General features: G+C 74.4%; 23 protein-coding genes. 7 read left to right on the top strand and 16 right to left on the bottom strand.

What is annotated here, in order from left to right; genetic code table 11:
* The first annotated feature begins 60 nt into the window (after positions 1-60).
* Positions 61-2187, top strand: a complete 2127-nt coding sequence (locus NXY84_RS07470; RefSeq protein ID WP_258726476.1) for a thioredoxin domain-containing protein — start codon at positions 61-63, stop codon at positions 2185-2187.
* Between the two features lie 29 nt (positions 2188-2216).
* On the opposite strand, the gene smpB is transcribed toward NXY84_RS07470, so the two are convergent.
* The 12 genes from smpB to NXY84_RS07410 all read right to left on the bottom strand — a co-directional run bounded on the left by smpB (position 2217) and on the right by NXY84_RS07410 (position 12175).
* Entirely contained in the window at positions 2217-2687 is a 471-nt protein-coding gene (gene smpB / locus NXY84_RS07465; RefSeq protein WP_258726475.1) for an SsrA-binding protein SmpB, read from the bottom strand.
* A gap of 154 nt (positions 2688-2841) precedes the next feature.
* Positions 2842-4200, bottom strand: a complete 1359-nt coding sequence (locus tag NXY84_RS07460; protein ID WP_258726474.1) for a peptidoglycan DD-metalloendopeptidase family protein — start codon at positions 4198-4200, stop codon at positions 2842-2844.
* A 1-nt stretch (position 4201) separates the two neighbouring features.
* Positions 4202-5116 carry a permease-like cell division protein FtsX gene (gene ftsX, locus NXY84_RS07455; protein WP_258726473.1) on the bottom strand — a complete coding sequence of 305 codons (915 nt, stop codon included), beginning with the start codon at positions 5114-5116 and terminating at the stop codon, positions 4202-4204.
* 12 nt (positions 5117-5128) lie between these two features.
* Positions 5129-5818, bottom strand: coding sequence for a cell division ATP-binding protein FtsE (ftsE, locus tag NXY84_RS07450; RefSeq protein ID WP_034624646.1), 690 nt, complete (start codon positions 5816-5818; stop codon positions 5129-5131).
* Between the two features lie 272 nt (positions 5819-6090).
* Positions 6091-7206, bottom strand: a complete 1116-nt coding sequence (gene prfB, locus NXY84_RS07445; RefSeq protein WP_258726472.1) for a peptide chain release factor 2 — start codon at positions 7204-7206, stop codon at positions 6091-6093.
* Between the two features lie 30 nt (positions 7207-7236).
* Positions 7237-7728 carry a pilus assembly protein TadG-related protein gene (locus NXY84_RS07440; protein ID WP_258726471.1) on the bottom strand — a complete coding sequence of 164 codons (492 nt, stop codon included), beginning with the start codon at positions 7726-7728 and terminating at the stop codon, positions 7237-7239.
* Positions 7725-8234, bottom strand: coding sequence for a pilus assembly protein (locus NXY84_RS07435; RefSeq protein WP_258726470.1), 510 nt, complete (start codon positions 8232-8234; stop codon positions 7725-7727). The genes NXY84_RS07440 and NXY84_RS07435 overlap by 4 nt, the downstream gene beginning before the upstream one ends.
* Positions 8235-8356: 122 nt before the next feature.
* A complete protein-coding gene (locus tag NXY84_RS07430) occupies positions 8357-8779 on the bottom strand; it encodes a TadE family protein (RefSeq protein WP_258726469.1) in 423 nt (140 codons plus the stop codon).
* A gap of 25 nt (positions 8780-8804) precedes the next feature.
* Entirely contained in the window at positions 8805-8987 is a 183-nt protein-coding gene (locus NXY84_RS07425; RefSeq protein ID WP_258727142.1) for a hypothetical protein, read from the bottom strand.
* Positions 8988-9149: 162 nt separating this feature from the next.
* Positions 9150-10082, bottom strand: a complete 933-nt coding sequence (locus NXY84_RS07420; protein WP_258726468.1) for a type II secretion system F family protein — start codon at positions 10080-10082, stop codon at positions 9150-9152.
* Positions 10079-10939 (bottom strand): type II secretion system F family protein, encoded by an 861-nt coding sequence (locus NXY84_RS07415; RefSeq protein ID WP_258726467.1) that lies wholly within the window; start codon positions 10937-10939, stop codon positions 10079-10081. The genes NXY84_RS07420 and NXY84_RS07415 overlap by 4 nt, the downstream gene beginning before the upstream one ends.
* Positions 10940-10948: 9 nt before the next feature.
* Positions 10949-12175, bottom strand: a complete 1227-nt coding sequence (locus NXY84_RS07410) for a CpaF family protein (RefSeq protein WP_258726466.1) — start codon at positions 12173-12175, stop codon at positions 10949-10951.
* A gap of 163 nt (positions 12176-12338) precedes the next feature.
* Between NXY84_RS07410 and NXY84_RS07405 the strand changes: the two genes are divergently transcribed.
* Both NXY84_RS07405 and NXY84_RS07400 read left to right on the top strand, forming a co-directional pair.
* Complete coding sequence (locus NXY84_RS07405) at positions 12339-13250, top strand: aldose 1-epimerase family protein (RefSeq protein ID WP_258726465.1); 912 nt, start codon at positions 12339-12341, stop codon at positions 13248-13250.
* A gap of 132 nt (positions 13251-13382) precedes the next feature.
* Positions 13383-13829 (top strand): VOC family protein, encoded by a 447-nt coding sequence (locus NXY84_RS07400; RefSeq protein WP_258726464.1) that lies wholly within the window; start codon positions 13383-13385, stop codon positions 13827-13829.
* A 57-nt stretch (positions 13830-13886) separates the two neighbouring features.
* Here the strand turns inward: NXY84_RS07400 and NXY84_RS07395 are convergent, their stop codons facing one another.
* From NXY84_RS07395 to NXY84_RS07380, 4 genes are all read right to left on the bottom strand, one after another.
* Positions 13887-14750: a substrate-binding domain-containing protein gene (locus tag NXY84_RS07395; RefSeq protein ID WP_258726463.1), complete on the bottom strand. Its 864-nt coding sequence runs from the start codon at positions 14748-14750 to the stop codon at positions 13887-13889.
* A 650-nt stretch (positions 14751-15400) separates the two neighbouring features.
* The gene (locus NXY84_RS07390; RefSeq protein ID WP_258726462.1) at positions 15401-17152 is read right to left on the bottom strand and encodes a M15 family metallopeptidase; all 1752 of its coding nucleotides are present in this window, start codon (positions 17150-17152) and stop codon (positions 15401-15403) included.
* Positions 17153-17359: 207 nt separating this feature from the next.
* Positions 17360-18400, bottom strand: coding sequence for a hemolysin family protein (locus tag NXY84_RS07385; RefSeq protein ID WP_258726461.1), 1041 nt, complete (start codon positions 18398-18400; stop codon positions 17360-17362).
* Positions 18397-19761, bottom strand: a complete 1365-nt coding sequence (locus NXY84_RS07380; RefSeq protein ID WP_258726460.1) for a hemolysin family protein — start codon at positions 19759-19761, stop codon at positions 18397-18399. The genes NXY84_RS07385 and NXY84_RS07380 overlap by 4 nt, the downstream gene beginning before the upstream one ends.
* Before the next feature lie 338 nt (positions 19762-20099).
* Between NXY84_RS07380 and NXY84_RS07375 the strand changes: the two genes are divergently transcribed.
* Genes NXY84_RS07375 through NXY84_RS07360 form a run of 4 tightly spaced genes read left to right on the top strand, consistent with a single transcriptional unit; the run spans position 20100 to position 23877 of the window.
* Positions 20100-20876 (top strand): response regulator transcription factor, encoded by a 777-nt coding sequence (locus tag NXY84_RS07375; protein WP_258726459.1) that lies wholly within the window; start codon positions 20100-20102, stop codon positions 20874-20876.
* Positions 20873-21949: a sensor histidine kinase gene (locus tag NXY84_RS07370; protein ID WP_258726458.1), complete on the top strand. Its 1077-nt coding sequence runs from the start codon at positions 20873-20875 to the stop codon at positions 21947-21949. Before NXY84_RS07375 ends, NXY84_RS07370 begins: the two co-directional genes overlap by 4 nt.
* Positions 21950-22006: 57 nt before the next feature.
* A complete protein-coding gene (locus NXY84_RS07365) occupies positions 22007-23062 on the top strand; it encodes an ABC transporter ATP-binding protein (RefSeq protein ID WP_258726457.1) in 1056 nt (351 codons plus the stop codon).
* Positions 23059-23877, top strand: coding sequence for an ABC transporter permease subunit (locus NXY84_RS07360; protein WP_258726456.1), 819 nt, complete (start codon positions 23059-23061; stop codon positions 23875-23877). Before NXY84_RS07365 ends, NXY84_RS07360 begins: the two co-directional genes overlap by 4 nt.
* Positions 23878-24046 lie beyond the last annotated feature (169 nt).

The raw sequence follows: 24046 nt of genomic DNA, 5'->3' as shown, positions 1-24046 counted from the left end.
TCCGCGTGCGACGGTGGGAGGGACCGGCCTGCACGGCGGACGACGACCCGAAGGACCCCCGTGGCCAACCGACTCGCAACGAGCACGAGCCCCTACCTCCAGCAGCACCGGGACAACCCCGTCGACTGGTACGAGTGGGGCGAGGACGCGTTCGCCGAGGCCCGCCGCCGCGACGTGCCCCTGCTGATCTCGGTCGGGTACGCCGCGTGCCACTGGTGCCACGTCATGGCGCACGAGTCGTTCGAGGACCAGGCGACGGCCCTGCTGATGAACCGCGGGTTCGTGTCCGTCAAGGTCGACCGTGAGGAGCGCCCGGACGTCGACGCGGTCTACATGTCCGCGACGCAGGCGATGACCGGCCAGGGCGGCTGGCCCATGACCGTCTTCGCGACGCCCGACGGCGAGCCGTTCTTCTGCGGCACGTACTACCCGCCGCGCCCGGTCGGCGGGATGCCGTCGTTCCCGCAGCTCCTCCAGGCGATCGGGCAGGCGTGGACGGACCAGCGCCACGACGTCGAGCACAACGCGACCGCGCTGCGCCAGGCGCTCGGGTCGGCCACCCCGGCAGGTGCCGGCGTCCCCGCGCCGCTCGCGCACGAGGCGCTCGAGGCGCGCACCGCGGCCGCGCTCGACGCCCTCACGACCCAGTACGACGCACGCTCCGGCGGCTTCGGCGGCGCGCCCAAGTTCCCGCCGTCCATGGTGCTCGAGTGGCTGCTGCGCCGGAACGCCCGGACCGGCGACGCACGCGCGCTCGCGATGGCCGAGGGCACGCTCGAGGCGATGGCGCGCGGCGGCATGGCCGACCAGCTCGGCGGCGGGTTCGCGCGGTACTCGGTCGACGCGACCTGGACGGTGCCGCACTTCGAGAAGATGCTCGACGACAACGCCGAGCTGCTGCGCGTCTACGCGCACTGGTGGCGGGCGACCGGCTCGGAGCTGGCCCGCCGCGTCGTCGAGGGCAGCGCCGGCTGGCTGCTGCGCGAGATGCGCACGCCCGAGGGCGGGTTCGCCGCGTCGCTCGACGCGGACACCCAGGGGGTCGAGGGCCTGACGTACGCCTGGACGCCCCAGGACCTCGTGGACGTGCTCGGCCCCGAGGACGGGGCGTGGGCCGCGGACCTGTTCGGCGTCACACCGGCCGGCACGTTCGAGCACGGCACGTCGGTGCTCGAGCTGCGCGCGGACCCCGGGCCGGACGAGCGCGCGCGGTTCGACGACGTGCGGACCCGCCTGCTGGCGGCGCGCGACCGGCGCCCGCAGCCCGGCCGGGACGACAAGGTCGTCGCCGCGTGGAACGGGCTCGCGATCGCGGGGCTCGCGGACGCCGGCGCGCTCCTGGACCGTCCCGAGTGGGTGGACGCCGCGACGGCGGCCGCCGAGCTGCTGTGGTCGCTCCACGTCCGCGAGGGCGAGAGCGGACCACGCTTGACCCGCACGTCGCGCGACGGCGTCGCCGGGCGCTCCCCCGGCGTGCTCGCCGACTACGCCGACGTCGCCGAGGGCTACCTCGCGCTCTTCTCGGCGACCGGCGACCCCGTGTGGTTCGAGCGTGCGGGCGCCCTGCTCGGGACGGTGCTCGCGCACTTCCGGGACGACGCGGGGAGCTTCTGGGACACCGCGGACGACGAGACCGACGCCGTGCTGGCCCGCCTGCAGCGCCCGCAGGAGATCGCCGACGGCCCGTCCCCGTCCGGGCCGTCCGCCACCGCGGGCGCTCTGCTCACCTACGCGATGCTCAGCGGGTCGGCCGAGCACCGCGAGGCCGCCGAGCACGCGCTCGACCGACCGCTCGCCGTCTCGGGGCGGTTCCCGCGCGCGACGGGCTGGCCGCTCGCCCTCGCGGAGGCGGTGCTCGACGGACCGCGCGAGGTCGCCGTCGTCGGGCAGCCCGACGACCCCGCGACGCACGCGCTCGTCGCGGCCGCGCGCGCAGGGCTGGCGCCCGGCGCGGTCGTGGCCGTGGGCACCGGCGCTCCCCCAGCACCGCGGACCGGCGGCGACGCCGAGGCCGCCGCGCGGACGGCGGCGGGCGGCGGCGAGGACGAGCACCCCGTCCCGCTGCTCCGCGACCGTCCGCTGCGGGAGGGCCGGCCCACCGCCTACGTGTGCCGCGGCTTCGTGTGCGACCTCCCGGTCACCGAGCCCGAGGCGCTGCGCCGCTCGCTCGGGGCGCGGACCGGCTGAGCCCGGGGCGCACGCGCGGGGACGACCGGCTAGCGGTCGCGCTTCTCGCGCACCGCGCGCTGCGCCTCGAGGTTGTCCTGGCGCTCGCGCAGCGCCTGGCGCTTGTCGTACTCCTTCTTGCCTCGGGCGAGCGCGATCTCGACCTTCGCGCGCCCGTCGAGGAAGTACAGCGCGAGCGGGACGATCGTCTGGCCCTTCTCGCGCGTCTTCGACGAGAGCCGGTCGATCTCGGCGCGGTGCAGCAGGAGCTTGCGCTTGCGCCGCGGCGCGTGGTTGGTCCACGTGCCCTGCGTGTACTCGGGGATGTGCACGCCCTCGAGCCACGCCTCGCCGTCCGTGATCTCGCACCAGCCGTCGATCAGCGACGCACGGCCGGCGCGCAGCGCCTTGACCTCGGTCCCGCTGAGCACGAGCCCCGCCTCGAAGACGTCCTCGATCAGGTAGTCGTGGCGCGCCTTCTTGTTGGACGCGACGAGCTTGCGCCCCGTGTCCTTCGCCATGACGGCACCCTCTCGTTCACGCACGGTCGGCGGATCTGCCGGTCGTCGAGCCTACCCCGCGGGCCAGGATCCGCCCGCAGGGATAACCCCGGGCGACGTCCGCGCCCCGCGTGACCGCCCCGACGGCGGCGCACCGTCCCGGGCCGGCCGCGGGTCACATCCCGAGCAGCGGCCGCGGGTTCGTGGTGTTGCCGTCGAGGTAGACCTCGAGGTGCAGGTGGCAGGCGGCCGACGTCCCGGTGTTGCCCGAGTAGCCGATGAGCTGGCCCGCGCTCACCTGCTCCCCGCCGCCGACGACGAACCGCGTCATGTGGTTGTAGCTCGACATGAGCGAGTTCCCGTTGACGAGCCCGTGGTCGATCATCACCTGGTTGCCGAAGCCGAACCGGTACTGCGCCCACTGCACGGTCCCGGAACGTCCGGCGTACAGCGGTGTCCCGCAGTACGTCCGCAGGTCGATGCCGGCGTGCAGGCGCACGTAGCCGAGCGTCGGGTGCAGGCGCATGCCGTACTCCGACGTGACGTACGCCGGGCTGATCGAGGTCGGGTTCTGGAAGAGCCCACGGCCCACGGGCCCGGGTGCGGCCGGGGCCGGTGCAGGCCGCCCGGCGGCGCGGGCCGCAGCCGCGGCGGCCTCGGCGGCGGCCTTCTGCTGCGCGGCGATGCTCGCGAGCTCCGCGGAGATCGCGGCGGCCTCGGCGTCCATGCGCGCCTGCTCCGCCTCCGCCGCGGACTTCTGCGCCTCGATGGTCGCCTTCTTGGCGGCCTGCTCGACGATGAGCTGCTCGACCTCGGCCTTGCGCGCGGCGGCCTCGTCGCGTGCGGCGTCGGCCTCGACGACCTTCTGGTCCGCCTCCGCCTTGAGCTCGGTGATGCGCGTGCGGACGGCCGTGAGGCGAGCCTGGCTGTTGCGGTTCTGCGCCTCGATCGCGCGCAGCTCGTCGAGCGCCTGCGTCTGCGTGCGCAGCGCGGTCGTCACGAGGCCGTACTGCGCGATGAAGTCCTCGGTGCTCTCGGCGTCGAGCACGATGTCCATGCTCGACGTGCCGCTGCCGCCCTTGTACGCCTCGCGGGCCATCTGACCGATCGCGACGCGGATCTTCTGCCCGCGCTCGGTGTCGGCGGCGATGGTCGCGCCGATCGTCGTCTCCTGCTCCTCGGCGTCGACGAGCCGCGCCGCGATGAGCTCGGCCTCGCGCTCGGTGCGCTGGAGCGTGTCCTCCGCGGTCGCGAGCTCGGCCTGCGCGACGGGCAGGCGCTGCTCGACGACCTGCAGGTCGAGGACGGCCTGCGCCAGCTCCGCGTTGATGCCCTCGAGGGACGCGGCGACGCGCTCGCGGGCGGCCTTGTTCTCGGCGGCCTTCTGCTCGGCGGCGCGGCGCTGGTCCGAGAGCGGGTCGGCGAACGCGGACCCGTGCACGGCCGCGAGCACGCCGAGCAGGCCGGCGACGCCTGCGGCGACCGCCCGGGTCACGAGGCGACGCCGGGGACGCGCGTGCTGCAGCTCTGTCATGTCACACCCTCGTGTAGCGGCTGAGCGTCACGACGGACGAGATCGCGGCCAGGCCGATGGCGATCGCGACGAGGAACGGCGTCACGAACCAGACGTCCGACGTCGAGACGTACGGGATCCACTCGACCGACGCACCGAGCCAGTCCGTGACCAGATACTTCACGCCCACCCACAGCCCCGCGACCGCAAGGCCGGCGCCGATGGTCGCGGCGATCGCTCCCTCGAGCATGAACGGGAGCTGGATGAACAGGTTCGACGCGCCGACGAGCCGCATGATCCCGGTCTCGCGTCGACGGCTCATCGCCGAGAGGCGGATCGTCGTCGTGATGAGCAGCACCGCGGCGAGCAGCATGACCGCGGCGAGGCCGGCCGAGAGCAGCGTCGCGCGGTTGAGCACCAGGAACAGCTTGTCGAACAGCGCGCGCTGGTCCTGGACCTCCTCGACGCCCTGCCGCCCGGTCAGCACGTCCGCGACGACCTGGTACTTCTCGGGGTCCGCGAGCTTGATCCGGTAGGAGGTGTTCATGTCGTCGACGGTCGTCTCCGCCGCCCACCACTGGTCCGAGAACTGCTTCTCGAACGCCGCGAACGCCTCCTCCTTCGACTCGAAGTAGATCTTCTCGACGTACGGGTCGATGTCCGGGGAGTCGAGGGCCTCCTGGATCGCCGCCTTCTGCTCCTCGGTGACCTCACCGGCGGCGCACGTCGGCTCCGGCGAGTCGCGCGGGCACAGGAACACCGAGACCTCGACCTTGTCGTACCAGTCGCCCTTCATCGCGCCGATCTGCAGCTGCAGGAGCGCGGCGGCGCCCACGAACGTCAGCGACACGAAGGTCACGAGGATGACCGAGATGGACATCGACAGGTTCCGGCGCAGGCCGATGCCGATCTCGGAGAGGATGAACTGCAGTCTCACGGGGGTGCCCTCTCAGCGCGCCGAGCCGTACACACCGCGCGACTGGTCACGGACCAGCTCGCCGGAGGACAGCTCGATCACGCGCTTGCGCATCTGGTCGACGATCTCGTCGTCGTGCGTCGCCATGACCACGGTGGTGCCGGTCCGGTTGATCCGGTCGAGCAGTCGCATGATCCCGAGCGACGTGGTCGGGTCGAGGTTCCCCGTCGGCTCGTCGGCCAGCAGGATCGACGGCCGGTTGACGAACGCGCGGGCGATCGCGACGCGCTGCTGCTCACCGCCCGAGAGCTCGTGCGGGCGGCGCTTCTCCTTGCCCGCGAGCCCGACCATCTCGAGCGTGTCAGGGACGGTCGTGAGGATGTGGTGGCGCGGCTTGCCGATCACCTGGAGCGCGAACGCGACGTTCTCGAAGACCGTCTTGTTGGGCAGCAGGCGGAAGTCCTGGAACACCGCGCCGATCTGGCGGCGCAGGTGCGGGACCTTCCACGACGAGAGCGTCGTGAGGTCCTTGCCGGCGACGAAGACCTTGCCCGCGGACGGGCGCTCCTCGCGCAGCACGAGCCGCAGGAAGGTCGACTTGCCCGACCCGGAGGCCCCGACGAGGAAGACGAATTCCCCGCGCTCGACCTCGAGGTCGACCGCGTCGAGGGCAGGCCTCGCGCCGCGCGCGTAGACCTTGGTGACGTTCTCGAATCGGATCACGGCTCGGGGCCAGTCTCGGGGGCAGGGATGGGGTGCGTGCTCTGGCCTCGTCCACCGTAGGCAGGCCCGGTGGACGTTCGGCGCCAGACACGCCGCCGCCCCGGTGCCCCATCGAGCGCACCCGGGAACGTCACCCGGGGCGCGCGCCCGGTACGTCCCGGTACGTGCAGGTACGTCACAGCGATGAGCCCATCCCCCTGTTCGTGCTCCCCTGCCCGGTCGAGGTCTCCCCTTCTGTCGACCGGCGCACGCCCGTTCTGAGCGGTTCGCCCCTACGCGTCGGGCTGCTGCCCCCGGCGCCAGCGGATGCCGGCCTCGAGGAACCCGTCGATGTCGCCGTCGAACACCCCGGAGGTGTTGCCGACCTCGTACTCCGTCCGCAGGTCCTTGACCATCTGGTACGGGTGCAGCACGTAGGAGCGCATCTGGTCGCCCCAGCTCGCCTTGATGTCGCCGGCGAGGGCCTTCTTCGCGGCGTTCTCCTCGGCCTGGCGCACCAGCAGGAGGCGCGACTGCAGGACGCGCAGCGCGGCGGCCCGGTTCTGGATCTGCGACTTCTCGTTCTGCATCGACACGACGATCCCGGTGGGGATGTGCGTCATGCGGACCGCCGAGTCGGTCGTGTTGACCGACTGCCCGCCCGGGCCCGACGAGCGGAACACGTCGACCTTGATCTCCGACTCGGGGATCTCGATGGAGTCGGTCTGCTCGATGAGCGGGATGACCTCGACGGCCGCGAAGGACGTCTGGCGGCGGCCCTGGTTGTCGAACGGCGAGATGCGCACGAGGCGGTGCGTGCCGGCCTCGACGGACAGGTGCCCGAACGCGTACGGCACCTTGACCTCGAACGTCGCGGACTTCAGGCCCGCCTCCTCGGCGTACGACGTGTCGAGCACCGACGTCGGGTAGTTGTGGCGCTCGGCCCAGCGCAGGTACATGCGCATGAGCATCTCGGCGAAGTCGGCGGCGTCGACGCCACCGGCCCCCGCGCGGATCGTGACGACGGCCTCGCGCTGGTCGTACTCCCCCGCGAGCAGCGTGCGGACCTCGAGCTCCCCGAGGTCCTTGCGGATCCCGAGCAGCTCCGACTCGGCCTCGGCGAGCGTGTCGGCGTCGCCGCCGTCCTCCGTCGCCATCTCGACGAGCGTCTCGAGGTCGTCGATGCGCCCGCGCAGCTTCTGCACCCGGTCGAGCTCGGCCTGCGCCGCCGACAGCGCCGACGTCACCTTCTGCGCGGCGTCCGGGTCGTCCCACAGGTCCGGGGCCGACGCCTTCTCGGACAGGTCGGCGATCTTGACCTTCAGCGCCGTCGGGTCGCTCACGGCCTGGATGGAGTCGAGCGTCGTACGCAGGTCGCGGAGCTCAGCGGTGAAGTCGGTGGTGGCCACGGGTGTCGAGGTTACCCGCTCGGCCCGGGCTCACCACGCGCGGGCGGTCGACTCGGCCTCCAGGACGATGCCGTCGGACCACGGCGCGGTGACCCAGCTGACCAGCGCCGGTCGGACGAGGGCGCGGAGCCGGACCTGTGCCGACCTCCCGTCGACGGCCGCCGCGTCGACGAGCTCCAGGCGCACGAACCGGTCGCTGATCTCCGGGTTCTCCGCCAGGTACGCCCGGGCGGCGCCCTCGACCGCGCCGTCGGTGAGCAGGATCCGCCCGCCGGAGGTCGTCGCGCCCGCGGTCGACGGGTCGAAGTAGGAGCCCGTCGAGAGCGCGTCGGCCGCCTCCAGCGCGGTCGCGTCGGCGGTCGCGAGCAGGCGCTTGCGGTCGAGGTGCACCCCGGTCGCCGAGACGACGACCGTGACGAGCAGGAGCGCGACGACGACGAGACCGAGCGTGAGGACCGTCGTCTGGCCCTCGTCCGCACCGGCGCGACCGACCCAGCGCCGCCGCCGCGCTCGCGCCGTCACGACGACGCCCGGAAGGTGTCGACCGCCGCGACGTGGTGCCCGACGACCGGGACCGACAGCGGGACCACCGACTGCACCAGGGGCGGGACGAACGGCAGCGCGACGTCCACCGTGACCGACGTCGCGACGTCGCTGCCCGGCGCGAGGCAGGGGCGGCTGGAGCACGAGAGGCTCAGCGCCGCCGCGGGGTCGACCTCGTCGAACCCCTGGTCGCGCAGCGCGAGGCCGACCGACGCCAGGGCACGCTGCTGCCCGAGCAAGGCGTCGTCCGCCCGGACGTAGCTGCGGGCCGCCTCCCGCGCCGCGCCCTCGGCGGCGAACGTCGCGGCCTGGACGCGGCCCAGCACGAGCACGAGGTAGAGCACCGGCAGCAGGAGGACGAGGGTCAGCGCCAGGAACTCCACGACGGCGCTGCCCTCCTCGGCCGTCACCGGCGCGGGCGCACCCGCCGCGGGCGCGGGCGTCGCGGGGCCCGCCGCCGCGTCGGGCATCGTGGAGCCGGCCACGGCAACGGCCGTCGCGGGGCCGACCACGGTGGCGGGCGTTGCTGAGCCCGGCACGGCAACGGGCGCCGACGCAGCAGGCCGGGGCCCAGCGGGCGGCGGGGCCACGGGTCGGCCGACTGCCGTCACGGTGCCGCGTCCTCGGCGAGCGCGTGCCCCCGGACGGTGAGCGCCCCGACGGGTCCCAGGAGCCCCGCGACGGGCAGCGGAGCCGTCACCGTCACCTCGACCACGTCGCGCCCGTCGAGCCGGGTGCGGAGAGCCGAGACGTCCTGCGCGTACGCGTCCGACAGCGCGCTCTCGATGAGCGCACGCGTGCGTGCGACCCCGTCCTGGGGTGCACGGTCCGCGAGCGCCGCATACCGGGCCCCCTCGGCCGCGCAGTCGACGAGCGTGCTGCGCACGTGCTGCACGAGGGTGAGCTGGACGACGCCGGCGAAGAGCAGCGTGATGAGGCCGCCGACGAGAGCGAAGTCGACGGCGGCAGACCCACGCTCGCCGTCGCGCGACGCCACGCGCCCACCCGCACCCTCCTCCGTGCTCCGCACGCGGCTCACCGGCTCCGTCACGGCCTCAGCTACCCGGGCCCTGCACGCTGGACAGGGAGTCCTCGAACACCTCCGCGAGCCGCGGCCCCGCGACCGCCCACAGCGTGACGACCAGCCCGGCGGTCATCAGCGTCACGAGCACCCAGCCCGGCACGTCGCCGCGGTCGTCCTCACCGGTGACGAACCGCGACCGCAGCCGGCGCAGCACCCCGGTCGCCTGCTGCGCCGCCGCCCGTGCGGCGAGAGCGGCGGGGTCGCCGGCCGGTGCGGCCAGCGGTTCCGTCCGGTCGATCGTGCGGGTCCGTCTCATGGGTTCTCCTCCAGGGTGCACCGGTGCGGGACCGGGGTGGCACGTGCACGTCGACGCGGCTCATCGCCCGACGTTCAGGACGGTCATGCTCGGGTAGACCGCGAAGAGCACGGTCACGGGCAGGATCAGGAAGACGACCGGGACCATCATCAGGACCTCCTTGCGCCCGCCGGACTCCATGAGGACGCGGCGCCCGTGCTCACGCACGTCCTGCGCCTGCGCCCGGAGCACCTCGGCGAGGGGCGTGCCGCGCTCGACGGCGACCGCGACGCCGTCCGCGAACCTTGCGAGCGCGGGCAGCCCGGTGCGGTGCGCGAGCCGCTCCAGGGCGACGGTCAGAGGCGTGCCCGAGCGGGCGTCGGCGAGGGTTCGCGCGAGCTCGCCCGAGAGCTCGCCGCGGGTCGTCCGCACCACGCGCTCGAGCGCGCCGACCGCACCCTCGCCCGCGCTGACGGACAGGGCGAGCAGCTCGGCCACGGTCGGCAGCTCGGCGAGCAGCCGCGTCTCGCGTGCCGCGACCTCGCGGGAGAGCTGGTAGTCGCGGGCCAGCGCACCCGTGGACCCGGCCAGCACGACGAGGACGAGGAGCGGCACGAGCGGCGCGCCCCGGGTGGCGGCGAGCAGCAGCGCGACGAACAGCCCACCCGCGAGCCCGAGCACGCCCCAGACGACCTGGCCTGCGCGGAACTCCTCGACGGACTCGCGCCGGCCGGCACGCTCGAGCCGCCGCCGGACGTCCGCCGTCGGGGACCCGAACCGCGCGACCACGCGGACGCCGTCGGCCATCACGGGAGCGATGAGCCGCTCGAGCGTCGGGAACGGCGAGCGGACGACGGGAGCGCGCAGGAGGGTCGACGACGACCGGCGCGGGCGCAGGTAGGGCGCGAGCCGGTCGTCGAGCCGCACCCGGCGCGCTGCCAGCCGTGACCAGACGAGCGCCGCCCCCGCACCCCCGAGCAGGCCGATCCAGGCCCCGAGCAGAGCGCCGCTCACCGCAGCACCCGCGGGTCCTCGGGCAGCCGTCCGATGCGCACCATGACGGCGTACGCGACGACCGAGCAGGCGGCCCCGACCAGCAGCACGATCCCGCCGGTCACCGAGTTGTACGCGTGGGCAGCCTCGGGCCGCGTCCCGAGCAGCGCCAGGATGAGCCACGGGGCCGCGACGGCGAGCCGGGCGGCGTACACCGTCCAGCTCTGCCGCGCCTCGAGCTCGCCACGGGTGCGGGCGTCCTCGCGCAGGAAGCCGGACAGGGTCCGCAGGAGCCGCCCGAGGTCCGTCCCGCCGACGTCGCGCGTGATCCGCAGCGCCTCGACGATCCGGTCGGCCACCGGGTCGGCGAGGCGGACCTTCAGCGCGTCGAGGCACTCCCCGAACCGGCCGGTCGCGCGGTAGTCCTCGGCGAACGCCGCGAACGGCTCGCGCAGCTCCACCGGTCCGCGGTCGCCGAGCTGGCCGAGCGCCTCCGGGAGCGAGAGCCCCGCGCGGATGCCCGAGCCCAGGTGGTCCACGATCTCCGGCCACACGTCGCGCAGCTGGGTGCGCCGCCGCCGCGCTCGCCCGCGGACGAGCGCCGAGGGCGCCGCGCAGGCCATGACCGCGAAGCACGCCGCGATCGCGGGTGCCCGGGTCAGGGCCGAGCCCACGACCAGCACGACGACCCCCAGCACCGCGCTCGTCGCCGCGAGCGCACCGGGCGTCACCTGCGCCGCACCGGCCTGCACCAGCAGGTCCTGCGTCCGCGCGTGCCAGCCGTCGCTCCGCCGCGACCGGCGCACGGGCGCGGACCACAGCGACCACCACACGCAGCACAGCCCGGCGCCGAGGACCAGACCCAGGACGACCCCCACGGCGCGGCCTCAGCGCCCGGCGCGCAGCAGCGCAGGGAGGTCGATGCCGGCGCGCGCGAACCGCTCGACGTGCGGCGGGTACCCCTCGCCGCGCACGAGCGTCTCGCCCTGCCGGTGGAACAGGTCGGCGAGCTCCACGACCCCGTTCTCGACGCGCCCCGGGACGCCGACGACCTCGAGCACCCGGCGCCGCCCGCGCGCGTCGAGGCCGAGGTGGACGACGACGTCGATCGAGCCCGCGACCGTCGGGACGACGAACCGGTCCGACACGTTCTCGCCCGCGAGGAGCGGCAGCGTGCAGAGCTTCGTGATCGCCTCGCGCGCGGAGTTGGCGTGCAACGTGCACATGCCTGGAACTCCAGCGTTCAGGGCAACGAGCAGGTCGAGCGCCTCCGCCTCGCGCACCTCACCGACCACGATCCGGTCGGGGCGCATGCGCAGCGCCTCCTTGACGAGCCGGCGCAGCGGAATCTCCCCCGTGCCCTCGAGGCTGGGCTGGCGGCACTGCAGACCCACGACGTCGCGGTGCAGGAGGCGCAGCTCGAAGACCTCCTCGCACGTGACGATCCGCTCGCGCGCGGGGATCGAGCCCGCGAGCGCGCCGAGCATCGTCGTCTTCCCGGCCTGCGTCGACCCGGCGACGAGCACGTTGAGACCGACCCGTACCGCGGCGTCGAGGAAGCTCGCCGCCGCGGGCGTCAGCGAGCCGAGCGCGACCATGTCGTCGAGGTCACGCGCGCGGGCGACGTACTTGCGGATGTTGACGGCCCAGTGCTTGCGCGTGACGTCGGGGATCACCACGTGCAGGCGCTCGCCCCCGGGCAGGCTCGCGTCGACGAACGGGCTCGACAGGTCGAGGCGGCGCCCCGAGGTCGTGAGCATCTGCTCGACGAGGTCGCGGACCTGCCCCTCGGTCAGGATCGTGGTCGTGAGCTCCGGCTCGCCGCGACGTGCCACGAAGACCTGCTCCGGCGCGTTGATCCAGATCTCCTCGACCTCGGGGTCGTCGAGGTAGCGCTGCAGGGGGCCGAGCCCCGCCACCGCGTCCAGCACCGCCTTGAGCGCCGCCGGCGGGTCGGGCAGCACGGGGACCGAGCCGAGGAGGCTGCGTTCGTCGTAGTCGGCGAGGACGTCGGCGACGAGCGCCTGCACGCCGCGCCGGTCCCGCAGCGGGTCGAGCCCGCGACGGCGGATGAGCGCGCGCACCTCGGTCTCGAGGATCTGGACCCCGTCCACTCCGCCGCCCCCTGCCGTCGCCGCACTGCGCCGCCCCGACAATAGGGAGGATCCGGACACCGCGTCCCCGGTTGTCCACACCCCGGATCTCGCGGGTCCCGCGGGAGCCCGGCCACCGCGACGGCGGGGAGCCCCCACCCGCCCGGCCCGCTAGCGTGGTGACGTGAACATCCCAGCCCCGTCCGGCCGTCAGTACCACCTCGCGCGCGGTGACCAGCACGCCACGATCGCGGAGGTGGGCGCCAGCATCCGCGAGTACGCGGTGGGTGGCCGCGACGTCGCGCTCCCGTTCGAGAAGGAGCAGATCGCGCCCGCGTACTCGGGTGCCGTCCTGGCGCCGTGGCCGAACCGCCTGACCGACGGGCAGTACACGTTCGACGGCACGGAGCACCAGGTGCCCGTGAACGAGCCGGGTCGCATGACGGCGCTGCACGGGCTCGTCTCGCACGCGCGCTTCACGCCCAGCAGCCCCGTCTCGGACACGTCGGTCACGCTCGAGCACGAGATCGTCCCGACGCTCGGTTACCCGTTCCCGGTGCGCGTGCGCGCGACGTACGCGCTGACCGACGAGGGCCTCGAGGTTCTCGTCACCGCGACGAACCTCGGGCAGCACGCCGCGCCGTACGGCGTGGGGTTCCACCCGTGGCTCTCCCCCGGCGACGCCGCGGTCGACGACTGCACGATCCAGGTCGACGCCGCGACGCGTGTGCTCGTCGACGACCGCCTCTTGCCGACGGGCACCGCGCCGCTCGGCGCCGACGACGACATGCGCACGCCCCGCCCGCTCGCCGGCTTCGCGCTCGACGACGCGTTCGTGGACGTCGTGCGCGACGGCGACGGCCTCGCCTGGATCAAGCTCGCGTCGCCCGACGGCCGCACGTCCGCGGTCTGGATGGACGACTCGATGGACACCTGGCAGGTCTGCACGGGCAACGACATCCCCGGGATCATGCGCCGTGGCGTCGCGTGCGAGCCCATGAGCTGCATCGCGGACGCGTTCCGCACCGGCGAGCGCCTCGTGCGCCTCGAGCCGGGCGCGAGCCACACCGTCCGCTGGGGCATGCGCCTGCTCTGAGCGCGCAGCGACGAAGGGTTGACGGACCACGGGCTGGGCGACGACGCCCGGCCCGTGGTCCGTGTCGTGTCCGCCCGGCGCGTCGCCCGTCCTGACGTCCCACCCCGAACCCGAGCGCGGAAGGATGCGCACGTGACACGAGGCGCGCTCCACCACGTCGAGCTGTGGGTGACGGATCTCGCAGCCTCGGAGGCGACGATCGGACGTCTCGTCCTGCGCCTGGGGGACGCGGAGACGCGTCGGTGGGCGACCGGCGTGCGGTACGACCTGGGCGGCACCTACCTCGTCCTGGAGGCCGGCCTCGACGTCAGCGGCACGCACGAGCGCACCCGCGCGGGCCTCAATCACCTCGCGTTCCACGCCGGGACCCCCGACGAGGTCGACGCGCTCACGCAGGCGGCCGTAGCCGACGGGTGGACGCTGATGTTCCCTGAGCGCCACCCGTTCGCGGGCGGGTCCGAGCACCGTGCCGCCTATCTCCTGGACGGCTCGGGCTTCGAGGTCGAGCTCGTGGCGAGCACGGAGCGGGCACCTGCGCCTGGGGTCGTCGCGCGCAACGACGCGGCTCGTCAGCCGTGAGCCTCGCGGTTCCCGCACACCGGAGCGCGCCGGCGGACCACAGGGAGCGTGTCGGTCTCAGAAGCCGAGTCCGGTGTCGAGTGCAGCCTGGCCCTGCTCGGGCGAGGCGAAGGTGTCGCTCTCGACGGTGATGTTCGACTGGACCGGTTCGCCGGCGAGCACCTGGTCGACGACGTCGACCACGACGTCGCCGAAGAACGGGTTGTACTGGGCGACGAAGCTCAGGTCGCCCGCCGCCAGGGCCTGGAGGGCGCCGGTCGTGCCGTCGATCGTCGCGATCTTCACGTCGGTGCCGGGGTCCAGGCCGGCGGCGGCCACCGCCTGGGCCGCGCCGATGCCCATTTCGTCGTTCTGGGCGAAGATGAACTGGACGTCGTTGTCGTGGGCCGCGAGGACCGCCTCGATGACTGATCTGGCCTCGTCGGTCTTCCAGTTGGCCGTCTGCGCACCGAGCCTGGTCAGGCCCGGAGCGGTGCCGACGATGGCCTCGAAGCCCTCGTTGCGTTCCTGGACGACGGACAGACCAGGGACGCCCTCGAGCACGAAGTAGTTCCCGCCGTCGACGAAGGTCTCGACGGCCCAGAGGCCCACGGCGAGCGCGACCTTGAAGTTGTCGGGCGCGATGCGTGCGGCGTAGAGGTCCTCGCTCGCGTCCACCCCGCGGTCGACGAGGACGACCGGGATCTCCGCCTCCTGCGCGCGGGCGAGCGAGGCCTCCCAGCCCGCCGCCTCGGTGGCGGTGAGGAGGATGACGTCCACCTCGTCATCGACGAACGCGGCGAACGCGTCCAGCTGCGACGCCTGGTCGCTGGGGCTCGCGGCGGGCGCGTACCGGAGCTCGAAGCCTGCTCCCGCGGTGAACGCGTCCTTGACCGCCTGCTCGTTGGCGTTGCGCCACCCACCCTCGGGACCGACGGCCACGAAGCCGACCGTGGTCAGCCCATCGCCACCAGGGTCGCTGCCCGTGTCGTCACCCATGCCGTTGCCGCCGGCGCAGCCGGCGAGACCGAGGACGACCGCCCCCGCAGCAACGACGCCGACTGCTCGCGGGATTCGCTTCCTGCCTGCCACATCTCCTCCTCGAGATCACGCGGCGTTCCTACGCCGGTGTGGTCGCGCGAGACGGGTCACCCCGCGCGCACCGGCGAGTGTGAGCGCTAACACCGAATCAGAGGCAGACAAAAGCGTTTAACACCGCGAACGGGCCACACGGTGAGACCCCGCGAAGGGCTGACGCGCGGGTCACCGGTGGGTGGGCGCTGACCAGCGGCTCGGCACCACCGCTCCCGTGCCTCGTGCCGCACGGCCCGGACGTCGCGCTCGGGTCTCGGACACGCGAGCCGACGACGGCACGACCTGCGGCGACGGATGCTCCTCTAGCCGCGCGAGCCTCAGGCACGTCCCGGAGACCCGAGTGCCGACCCGTCGTGCTCGCTGCCGCGACCCGGCGGGCCACGCGACCCGGCGGCGGCTGCAGCGACACTCGATCCGGTGGCCGCCCGTGCGCTCGGGGCGGGTACGGCGACGCGACTCAGCCCGAGCAGCGTGACCGCGCGGGACGACGGCGGACGTCAGCCGTAGAACTCGCCGTCCTCCTGGACGCCCTTCGTGTACTCCCAGTGCCAGCGCTCGTACGGGCCGCTGCCGCCCGGGCGGGCCCACGCGGGGTTGTCCCAGCCGAACGACGGGGCGTTCTCGTTGAGCCAGGTCCACTTGGCGCCCGTGGTCTCCGAGGAGCACAGGTCGACGGCGAGGCCCCAGCCGTGGTTGCTCTTGCCGGGGGCCGCCGCGAGGCCGCCCTTCTGCGCCTTGACGGACCGCTGCTGCGCGAGGGTCCGGTAGCCGCTCGACAGGCACATGTCGACGCCGAAGCGGGCGATGAAGGCCTGGTTGAGGACCGCGAGCGACACCGCGGCGTCCGCGCGCAGCTGCGTCTTGCCCTCCCAGAGCGTGCACAGGTCGCCGGTCGCGAGCAGGCCGTTGGCGCCGGCCGCGCGGGTCGCGCCGTCGCAGCCCGGGAGCGGCTCGCGCTCCTCGCTGCGGCTCGCGGTGAGGTCGGAGCGCATCGGGCTCGCGTCCGCGGAGACGAGGGACGCCGGCGGCAGCCCCGACGCGCTCGACGCGGTGAGGGCCTCGACGGTGTCGGGCAGCTCGGCCTCGACGACCGCGGGGTCGCCGAAGTCGCCGCCGCCCGGGAGCGCGTTCTCGACGACGGGGACGACGACGGTGACGCCGAGCAGGGCAGCCACCACGCCGGTGCGTGCGGCCCAGGCGCCGCCGCGCGGGCCGTGTGCGATGCCCTTCGCCGGGGCGCTGCCCGAGCGCGCGACCCGTGCCGGGGCCGGGCCGGAGGACGCGCGTGCGGCGCGGCGGGACGGGACGGCGCGGGAGTCGGAGCCGTGACCGGCGGGAGCGTCGGGCGCGGCCGGGATCACGTGGGTGGTGTCCGCGTCGGGCGTCGCCGGGATCAGGTGCGTCGTGTCGGCGTCGGGCGTCGCCGGCAGGACGTGGGTCGTGTCGGCGTCCGGGGTGCGCGGGACGACGCGCGTCTCCTCGACCGCCGGGGTGCGCGGGACGACGTGGGTCTCGTGCAGCGCACCCTCGCGCTGCGGGGCGACGGGCGCCTCGGGTGCGCTCCCACGGCGCACGACGCGGGTCTCCTCGACGGCGGCGCGACGGCTCACCCCCGCGGGTGCCTCGACCGCGGCGCGACGGGCGGCGCGTGTCTCACCGGCACCGGCGGACCGGACCGGAGCGCGCGCCTCGTCGGCGATCGCAGCACGCGAGGCGACCCGGGTCTCCGTGACCGCCTGCCCGGCACGGGGCGCGGCGGGTGCGCCGCCGACGTCGGTCCAGCGCAAGGGCCTCGGCTCCGCGGCGGCGCCGTCCCGCGGGACCACGCGGGTCTCGTCGACCACACCGGCGTCCCGGAGCCGCGCGCGCGACGCCACCCGGGACGGCGCCTGCGGCGGCGTCGCACCCGCGGGGCCGGAGCCGCCGCCACGGACGTCGGAGGCCGGAGCGCCGGGGCCGCGGTGCAGGACGCGCGTCGTCTCGGGGGACGTCGAGCGCGACAGGACGCGCGTCTCGTCGATCCCCGTGCCACGCGGGACCGCGAGCGTCGCGACGGGTGCTCCGCCCTCGCGCAGCCGCCCCGCGGGCTCGGCGCCGCGCGGGACCCGCGTGGGCTCCGGGGCCAGGGACGGCGCTGGGGCTGCTGCAGCCGCAGCGGCGAGAGCGGCCTGACGGGCCTTCTCGGCCTCGCGGAGCTGACGACGCGAGACGGGGGCTGCGGGAGCGGACTCGAGCGGGTCGGACCCCACGGAACCTCCGCTCACGACTGGTCGGGACTGGACAGCGCCCGCACGTCCACGGGGCCGGACGCCGTCACGACGTCCTGCCGCAGGGTGCGGTCACGAAACCATAACGGACGGTCGGGGGCGTTCCAACCCCGTTGGACGGCCGTCCAGGAGCCAGATCCCGCGCCCGTCGCGGGTGAACAACGCACGAACAACGCGTGCACCACCCGGTCACAGCTGCTGGCGCTGCATCGCGTCACGGACCTCACCGACGAGCTCCTCGAGGATGTCCTCGAGGAACACCACGCCGACGGCCCGGCCGTCGACGTCGACCCGCGCGAGGTGCGAGCCCGAACGTTGCATGGCGCCGAGCGCCGTCTCGACCTCGTCGTCCGGCCCGACGACCGCGAGCGCCCGCACCCGCCACGCCGGGACCGCCATGGTGCGGTTCGTCGCGTCGGCGTACAGGACGTCCTTGAGGTGCAGGTACCCGCTGATGACGCCGCTCTGGCTGCCGACGGGGAACCGGCTGTACCCGGTGCGGGCCACGAGGCGCTCGATCTCGTCGGGCGTCGCGCCCTCGGGCGCCATGACGAGCTCGTCGACCGGGATCATGACCTCGGCGGCGGTCTTGTCGGAGAACTCGATCGCGCCGGAGAGCAGCCCCTGCGCGTCGTCGAGCAGCCCCTCGGCCTGCGACCGCTCGACGATCGACTGCACCTCCTCCGCGGTGAACGCGGAGGCGACCTCGTCCTTGGGCTCGACGCCGAACGCGCGGAGCACGTGGTTGGCGAGCCAGTTGAGCGCGTGGATGAGCGGGCGCACGACGCGCCCGAGCCACACGAGCGGCGGCCCGAACCACAGGACGGCCTTGTCGGGGCTCGACACGGCGAGGTTCTTGGGGACCATCTCGCCGAGGACGACGTGCAGGTAGACGACGATCAGGAGCGCGACGACGAAGGCGATCGGGTGCGCGAGGTCGGTGCTGGCGCCGAGCGCGTGCAGCGGGTCCTCGATGAGGTGCGCGATCGCGGGCTCGGCGACGACGCCGAGGCTCGTCGAGCACACGGTCACGCCGAGCTGGGCGCACGCGAGCATGAGCGAGACGTGCTCCATGGCCCACAGCACGGTCTTGGCGCGCCGGTCGCCGGCGGCCGCGAGCGGCTCGATGGCGCTGCGGCGCGCGGACAGGATGGCGAACTCGGCGCCGACGAAGAACGCGTTGCCGGCGAGCAGCAGCACGCCGAGGAGGAGGGCGACCTCGGAGCTCATGCGTGCTCACCCCCGCGGGCAGCGGACGTGCGCGGCGCGGCGTCGGTCTCGCCGTCGTCCTCGTCGGGCGCGGCCTGCACGACGAGGCGCTCGACGCGCCGGCCCTGCATCTGCTCGACGCGGAGCCGGACGCCGTCGACGACCACCTCGTCGCCGACCTGCGGCACGCGGCCGAGCGCGGCCATGACGAGCCCGCCGAGCGTCTCGTAGGGGCCGTCGTCGGGCACGGTCAGGCCGGTGACCTCGGTGAGCTCGTCGGGGCGCAGCAGCCCGGGCAGCGCCCACGAGCCGTCGATGCGCCGGGCGCTCGTCGCGCGCCGCCGGTCGTGCTCGTCGGCGACGTCCCCCACGAGCTCCTCGATCACGTCCTCGAGCGTGACGACGCCCGAGGTGCCGCCGTACTCGTCGACCACGACGGCCATCTGCAGCCCGAGGTCGCGCAGCTCGACGAGCAGCGGACCGAGCCGGACGGTCTCGGGGACGCGCGGCGTCTCGACCATGAGCGCGGCCACGGGGACCTCGGGGCGCTTCTCGAACGGCACCCCGATCGCGCGGCGCAGGTGCACGACGCCGACGATGTCGTCACGGCTCTCGCCGATGACGGGGAACCGCGAGTGACCCGTCTCCCGTGCGCGGGTCATGACGTCGGCCGCGGTGTGCTCGCGGCGGAGCACGACCATGCGCTGCCGGTCGGTCATGACGTCGACGGCGGTGAGCTCCTCGAAGTCGATCGAGTTCGTCAGCAGCGTCGCGGTCGACTCGTCGAGCGTCCCGACGGCCGCCGAGCGGCGCACGAGCGAGGCGAGCTCCTGCGGCGAGCGCCCGCCCGAGAGCTCCTCGCGCGGCTCGACGCCGACGCGGCGCAGGATCGCGTTGGCGCTGCCGTTGAAGAACGCGATGACCGGGCGCAGCGCGGTCGTGAACGCCCGCTGGAGGGGCGCGACGGCGCGCGCGGTGCCCAGCGGGTGGCTCAGCGCGAAGTTCTTGGGGACGAGCTCGCCGAACAGCATCGAGAAGCCGTTGACGAGGATGATCGCGAGGAGCACGGACACCGCTCCCCCGACGGCCGCGCCGAGGAACGAGTCGGCGAGCGCGCCGCCGAACATCCGGCCGACCGCGGGCTGCGTCGTGTAGCCGAGCAGGATCGTCGTCACGGTGATCCCGACCTGCGCGCCCGAGAGCTCGGTCGACAGCCGGCGCAGGGCCTTGACGACGGACTGGCCGCGCTTGTCGTCGGGTCGGGTGTCCTTCTCGACGAGACCCGGGTCGAGGGTCACGAGGGCGAACTCGCTCGCGACGAACACGGCGGTCCCCGCGGTGAGGAGCACCCCGAGGCCGACGAGGAGCCACTCGGTCAGCACGCGGACCTCCCGCCGCGGGCGACGCTGCGGTCGCCGGCGGGGTGGTGCGCGGCCGACGGACCGCAGGGCACGCCGACGGCCGTCAGGGCACGGGGGACGAGGGCAGTGGAGGGGCCGGCATGGTCGCACCCGGGCTCGGAGGCCCGGGCAGGACGCCGGCAGCTACTTGAGCTGCTCATGGTCGGACCATCGTACGGAAGGTCGGACGGCGCGGCATCCGGCACGCGGCCGCGCCGCCCGTGCGCTCCCCCGCGCTCGCGCACCGCACCGCGGCGGCACGCGAGCAGCACGGCGCGGGGGTGCGTCCCGCGCCCACGCGCCTGTGCCACCCTGGGCGCATGGCGATCTCGAGCACCCCCGGCGCCGGCGGCCCGGCGCAGACGACCGGCGCGACCACGACCGTCCTCGTCGTCGAGGACGAGCCGGCGATCGCGCAGGCGATCAGCCAGCGCCTGTCCGCGGAGGGCTGGCGCGTCGAGACGGTCGGCGACGGCCACGCGGGCGTCGAGGCCGCGGCCCGGCTGCAGCCCGACGTCGTGGTCCTCGACGTGATGCTGCCCGGCATCGACGGGCTCGAGGTGTGCCGGCGCGTCCAGGCCGAGCGCCCCGTGCCCGTCCTGATGCTCACGGCGCGCGACGACGAGACCGACATGCTGATCGGCCTGGGCGTCGGCGCGGACGACTACATGACGAAGCCGTTCTCGATGCGCGAGCTCGTCGCCCGGACCAAGGCGCTCCTGCGGCGGACCGAGCGCGCGGCGCAGGCGGCCGCGCTGCAGGCGACCCAGCCCGACGCGACCCCGCCGCTCACCGTCGGCGACGTCGTCGTGGACCGCGCGCAGCGCCGCGTGCACCGCGCCGGCGAGGAGGTCCACCTCACGCCCACCGAGTTCGACCTGCTGCTGACGCTCGCGGCGACGCCCCGCACCGTCCTGACGCGCGAGCGCCTGCTCGCCGAGGTGTGGGACTGGGTCGACGCGAGCGGCACGCGCACCGTCGACTCCCACGTCAAGGCGCTGCGCCGCAAGCTCGGCGCGGACCTGATCCGCACGGTGCACGGCGTCGGGTACGCGTTCGAACCGGCGACGGCACCCTCGGGCTCGCCGACCCCGTGAGCGCGGGGGTCCCCCGGCACTCGCGCTCGGACGGGCGCCGGCCGCTGCTGCCCGACGTGCGCCCGCTCGACAGCTTCCGCTCGATCAAGATCAAGCTCGGCATCCTGGTCGCGGCGACGGTGACCCTCGCGGCGTTCGTCACGTGGCTGGGGCTGCACAACTCGCTCGGGCCGAGCCGGACGCTGCCGCTCGCGGTCGCGTTCTCGCTCGTCGTCACGCAGGTCCTCGCGCGCGGCATGACGTCGCCGCTGCGCGAGATGACCGCGGCGGCGCGCGCCATGGCGAGCGGCGACTACTCCCAGCGCGTGCAGGCCACGAGCCACGACGAGGTCGGTCAGCTCGCGGCGGCGTTCAACACGATGGCCGAGGACCTGGAGTCGGCGGACACGCTGCGCCGCGAGCTCGTCGCGAACGTCTCGCACGAGCTCCGGACGCCCGTCACGGCGCTCCAGGCCCAGCTCGAGAACATCGTCGACGGCGTGAGCGAGGCGGACCCGGCGACGATGCGCGCGGCCCTCGCCCAGACCGAGCGCCTCGGACGGCTCGTGGCCTACCTGCTCGACCTCTCGCGGGTCGAGGCGGGCGCGGTCGGCCTCGACATCACCGACCTGCCGCTGCGCGAGTTCCTCCAGGAGGCGGCCGACCAGGCGGCGCTCGTCGGCGCCGAGCGGGGCCTGCGCTTCCCGGTCGTCGTCGAGCCGCCCGACCTCACCGTGCCCGCCGACCGCGAGCGCCTCCACCAGGTCGTGGCGAACCTCCTGCACAACGCCGTGCGGCACTCCCCCACGGGTGCGGAGGTGCGGCTCGAGGCGCGCCGGGCCGGCGGGGACGTGCGCATCGACGTCGTGGACCACGGACCGGGCATCGCGCGCGACCAGCGCCAGCAGGTGTTCGAGCGGTTCGTGCGCGGCAACACCCCGGCGATCACGGGCCAGAGCTCGACGGGCGGGACGGGGCTCGGCCTGGCGATCGTGCGCTGGGCGGTGGACCTGCACGGGGGCTCGATCGTCGTCGCGGACACGGCGGGCGAGACCGGCTGCACGATGCGCGTCACGCTGCCCGCGCGACGCTGAGGTCGGGACACGCCGGGCTGCTCGTGCCCCGGACGGCTCCCTCAGTAGGGTGCCGCCATGACTCCGACCGCCGTCGAGGACGGCATCAGCGTCCGCAACCTGTCCAAGTCGTTCGGCGCCGTCCGCGCGGTCGACGACCTCTCGTTCGACGTCCGCCCGGGCCGCGTCACCGGGTTCCTCGGCCCGAACGGCGCGGGGAAGACGACGACGCTGCGCATGCTGCTCGGCCTCGTCGAGCCGACCTCCGGGACCGCGACGATCAGCGGCCGCCGGTACGCCGACATCGAGCGTCCGCAGCGCGTCGTCGGCGCCGCGCTCGAGGCCGCGAGCTTCCACCCTGGCCGCACCGCGCTCGACCACCTGCGCGTCTACGCGCCCCAGGCGGGGGTCCCGGACGCGCGCGCCCGTGAGGTGCTCGACCTCGTCGGGCTCTCGGACGCGGCGCGCCGGCGCGTGGGCGGCTTCTCGCTCGGCATGCGCCAGCGGCTCGCGCTCGCCACGACCCTGCTCGCGGACCCGCGCGTGCTGCTGCTCGACGAGCCGGCGAACGGGCTCGACCCCGAGGGGATCCGCTGGCTGCGCGTCTTCCTGCGCGCGCTCGCCGCCGAGGGCCGCACCGTGCTGGTGTCGAGCCACGTGCTCTCCGAGGTCGAGCAGACGGTCGACGACGTCGTGATCATCGCCCGGGGCCGGCTCGTGCACGCCTCGACGCTCGCGGACCTCGAGCGGCTCGCCGCGCCCGGCGTCCGCATCACGTCCCCCGACGTCGCCGGGCTGCACGCGCTCGTGGAGCGCGAGGGCTGGGCGCTCGCTCCCCTGGCCGCGACCGGCGACGGCGCTCCCGGCGCACGTCCCGCCGCGGGTGCGGCCACCGTCCCGGGTGCCACGACCGCCGCGACCCTCGAGCTCCGGGACGTCGACGCCGCGACCGTCGGCGCGGCCGCGTACCGCGCCGGCCTCGAGCTGCACGGCCTCGCGCCGCGCGACACCGGGCTCGAGTCGATCTTCCTCGGGCTGACCGGCGGCGAGGGCCCGGCGGTCGCCGTGCCCGCGGTGCCCGCCGAGCCCTCCGTGCCCGCCGTCCCCACGACCCCGTCCGGAGGTGCCCGATGAGGGCCGCGCTCGTCACCGAGTACCGCAAGATCGTCACCACGCGGCTCTGGTGGGTCCTGCTGCTCGTGATGGTCGGCTACATGATGTTCATCGCCGGCTTCATGGCGTGGGCCTTCACGCAGGGCGGCGGCATGGGCGGCGGCCCGTCCGCGGGAGGCGGCGATCAGCCGGACCTGACCCCGGAGGCGGTCGTGCGCACCGTCTACACGATCGCGGTCACGTTCGGTTACGTGTTCCCGGTCGTTGTGGGCGCGCTGTCCGTGACCACCGAGTTCCGGCACCAGACGATCACCCCGACGCTGCTCGCGGAGCCGCGCCGGAACGTGGTGCTCGGCGCGAAGCTCCTCGCCGGCCTGGCCATCGGCGTCGTGTTCGGGGTCGTCGCGACGCTCGTGACGGCAGGCACCGGGGCGGGCGTGCTCGCGGCCCTCGGCGAGCCGACGTTCCTGGGCGAGCCCGAGACGTGGCGCACGCTCGCGCTCTCGGCGCTCGCGCTCGCGATGTGGTCGGTCGTGGGCGTCGCGCTCGGGACCGTGCTGACGAACCAGGTCGCGGCGATCGTCGTGCTCATCGCGTTCACCCAGTTCCTCGAGCCGGTGCTCCGCGTCGTCCTCGGGCTCACGTCGTGGGGCAAGGACGTGGCGTCGTACCTCCCCGGGGCGGCCGGCGAGGCGGTCTCGGGCGGCTCGTTCTACGCCGAGTCCGGCATGGGCGCGCTGCTCGACTGGTGGCAGGGACTGCTCGTGCTCGTCGCGTACGCGCTGGTCCTCGCGGCCGTCGGGCGCGCGACGACGTTCCGGCGCGACATCACATGACCTTGCGGACCCGGCCCGCACCGGGTCTTGGGGTCGCGGAGGCAGCGCCGTGACCCCGGGTTGACCACCGTCGAGCGACTTCTCGAAAGTGCGCGGGAAAGCGCTCTCTGAGCGGTGGTGGAGTGCTCGTCCGGGGGCGCGCTGACGTAGGGTTGTCGTCAAACAGATC

It is taken from the genome of Cellulomonas sp. NS3 (assembly GCF_024757985.1).
Lineage (GTDB): Bacteria > Actinomycetota > Actinomycetes > Actinomycetales > Cellulomonadaceae > Cellulomonas_A.
Note: the sequence above shows the minus strand (reverse complement) of the source record. Positions and strands in the feature narration are given on the sequence as shown.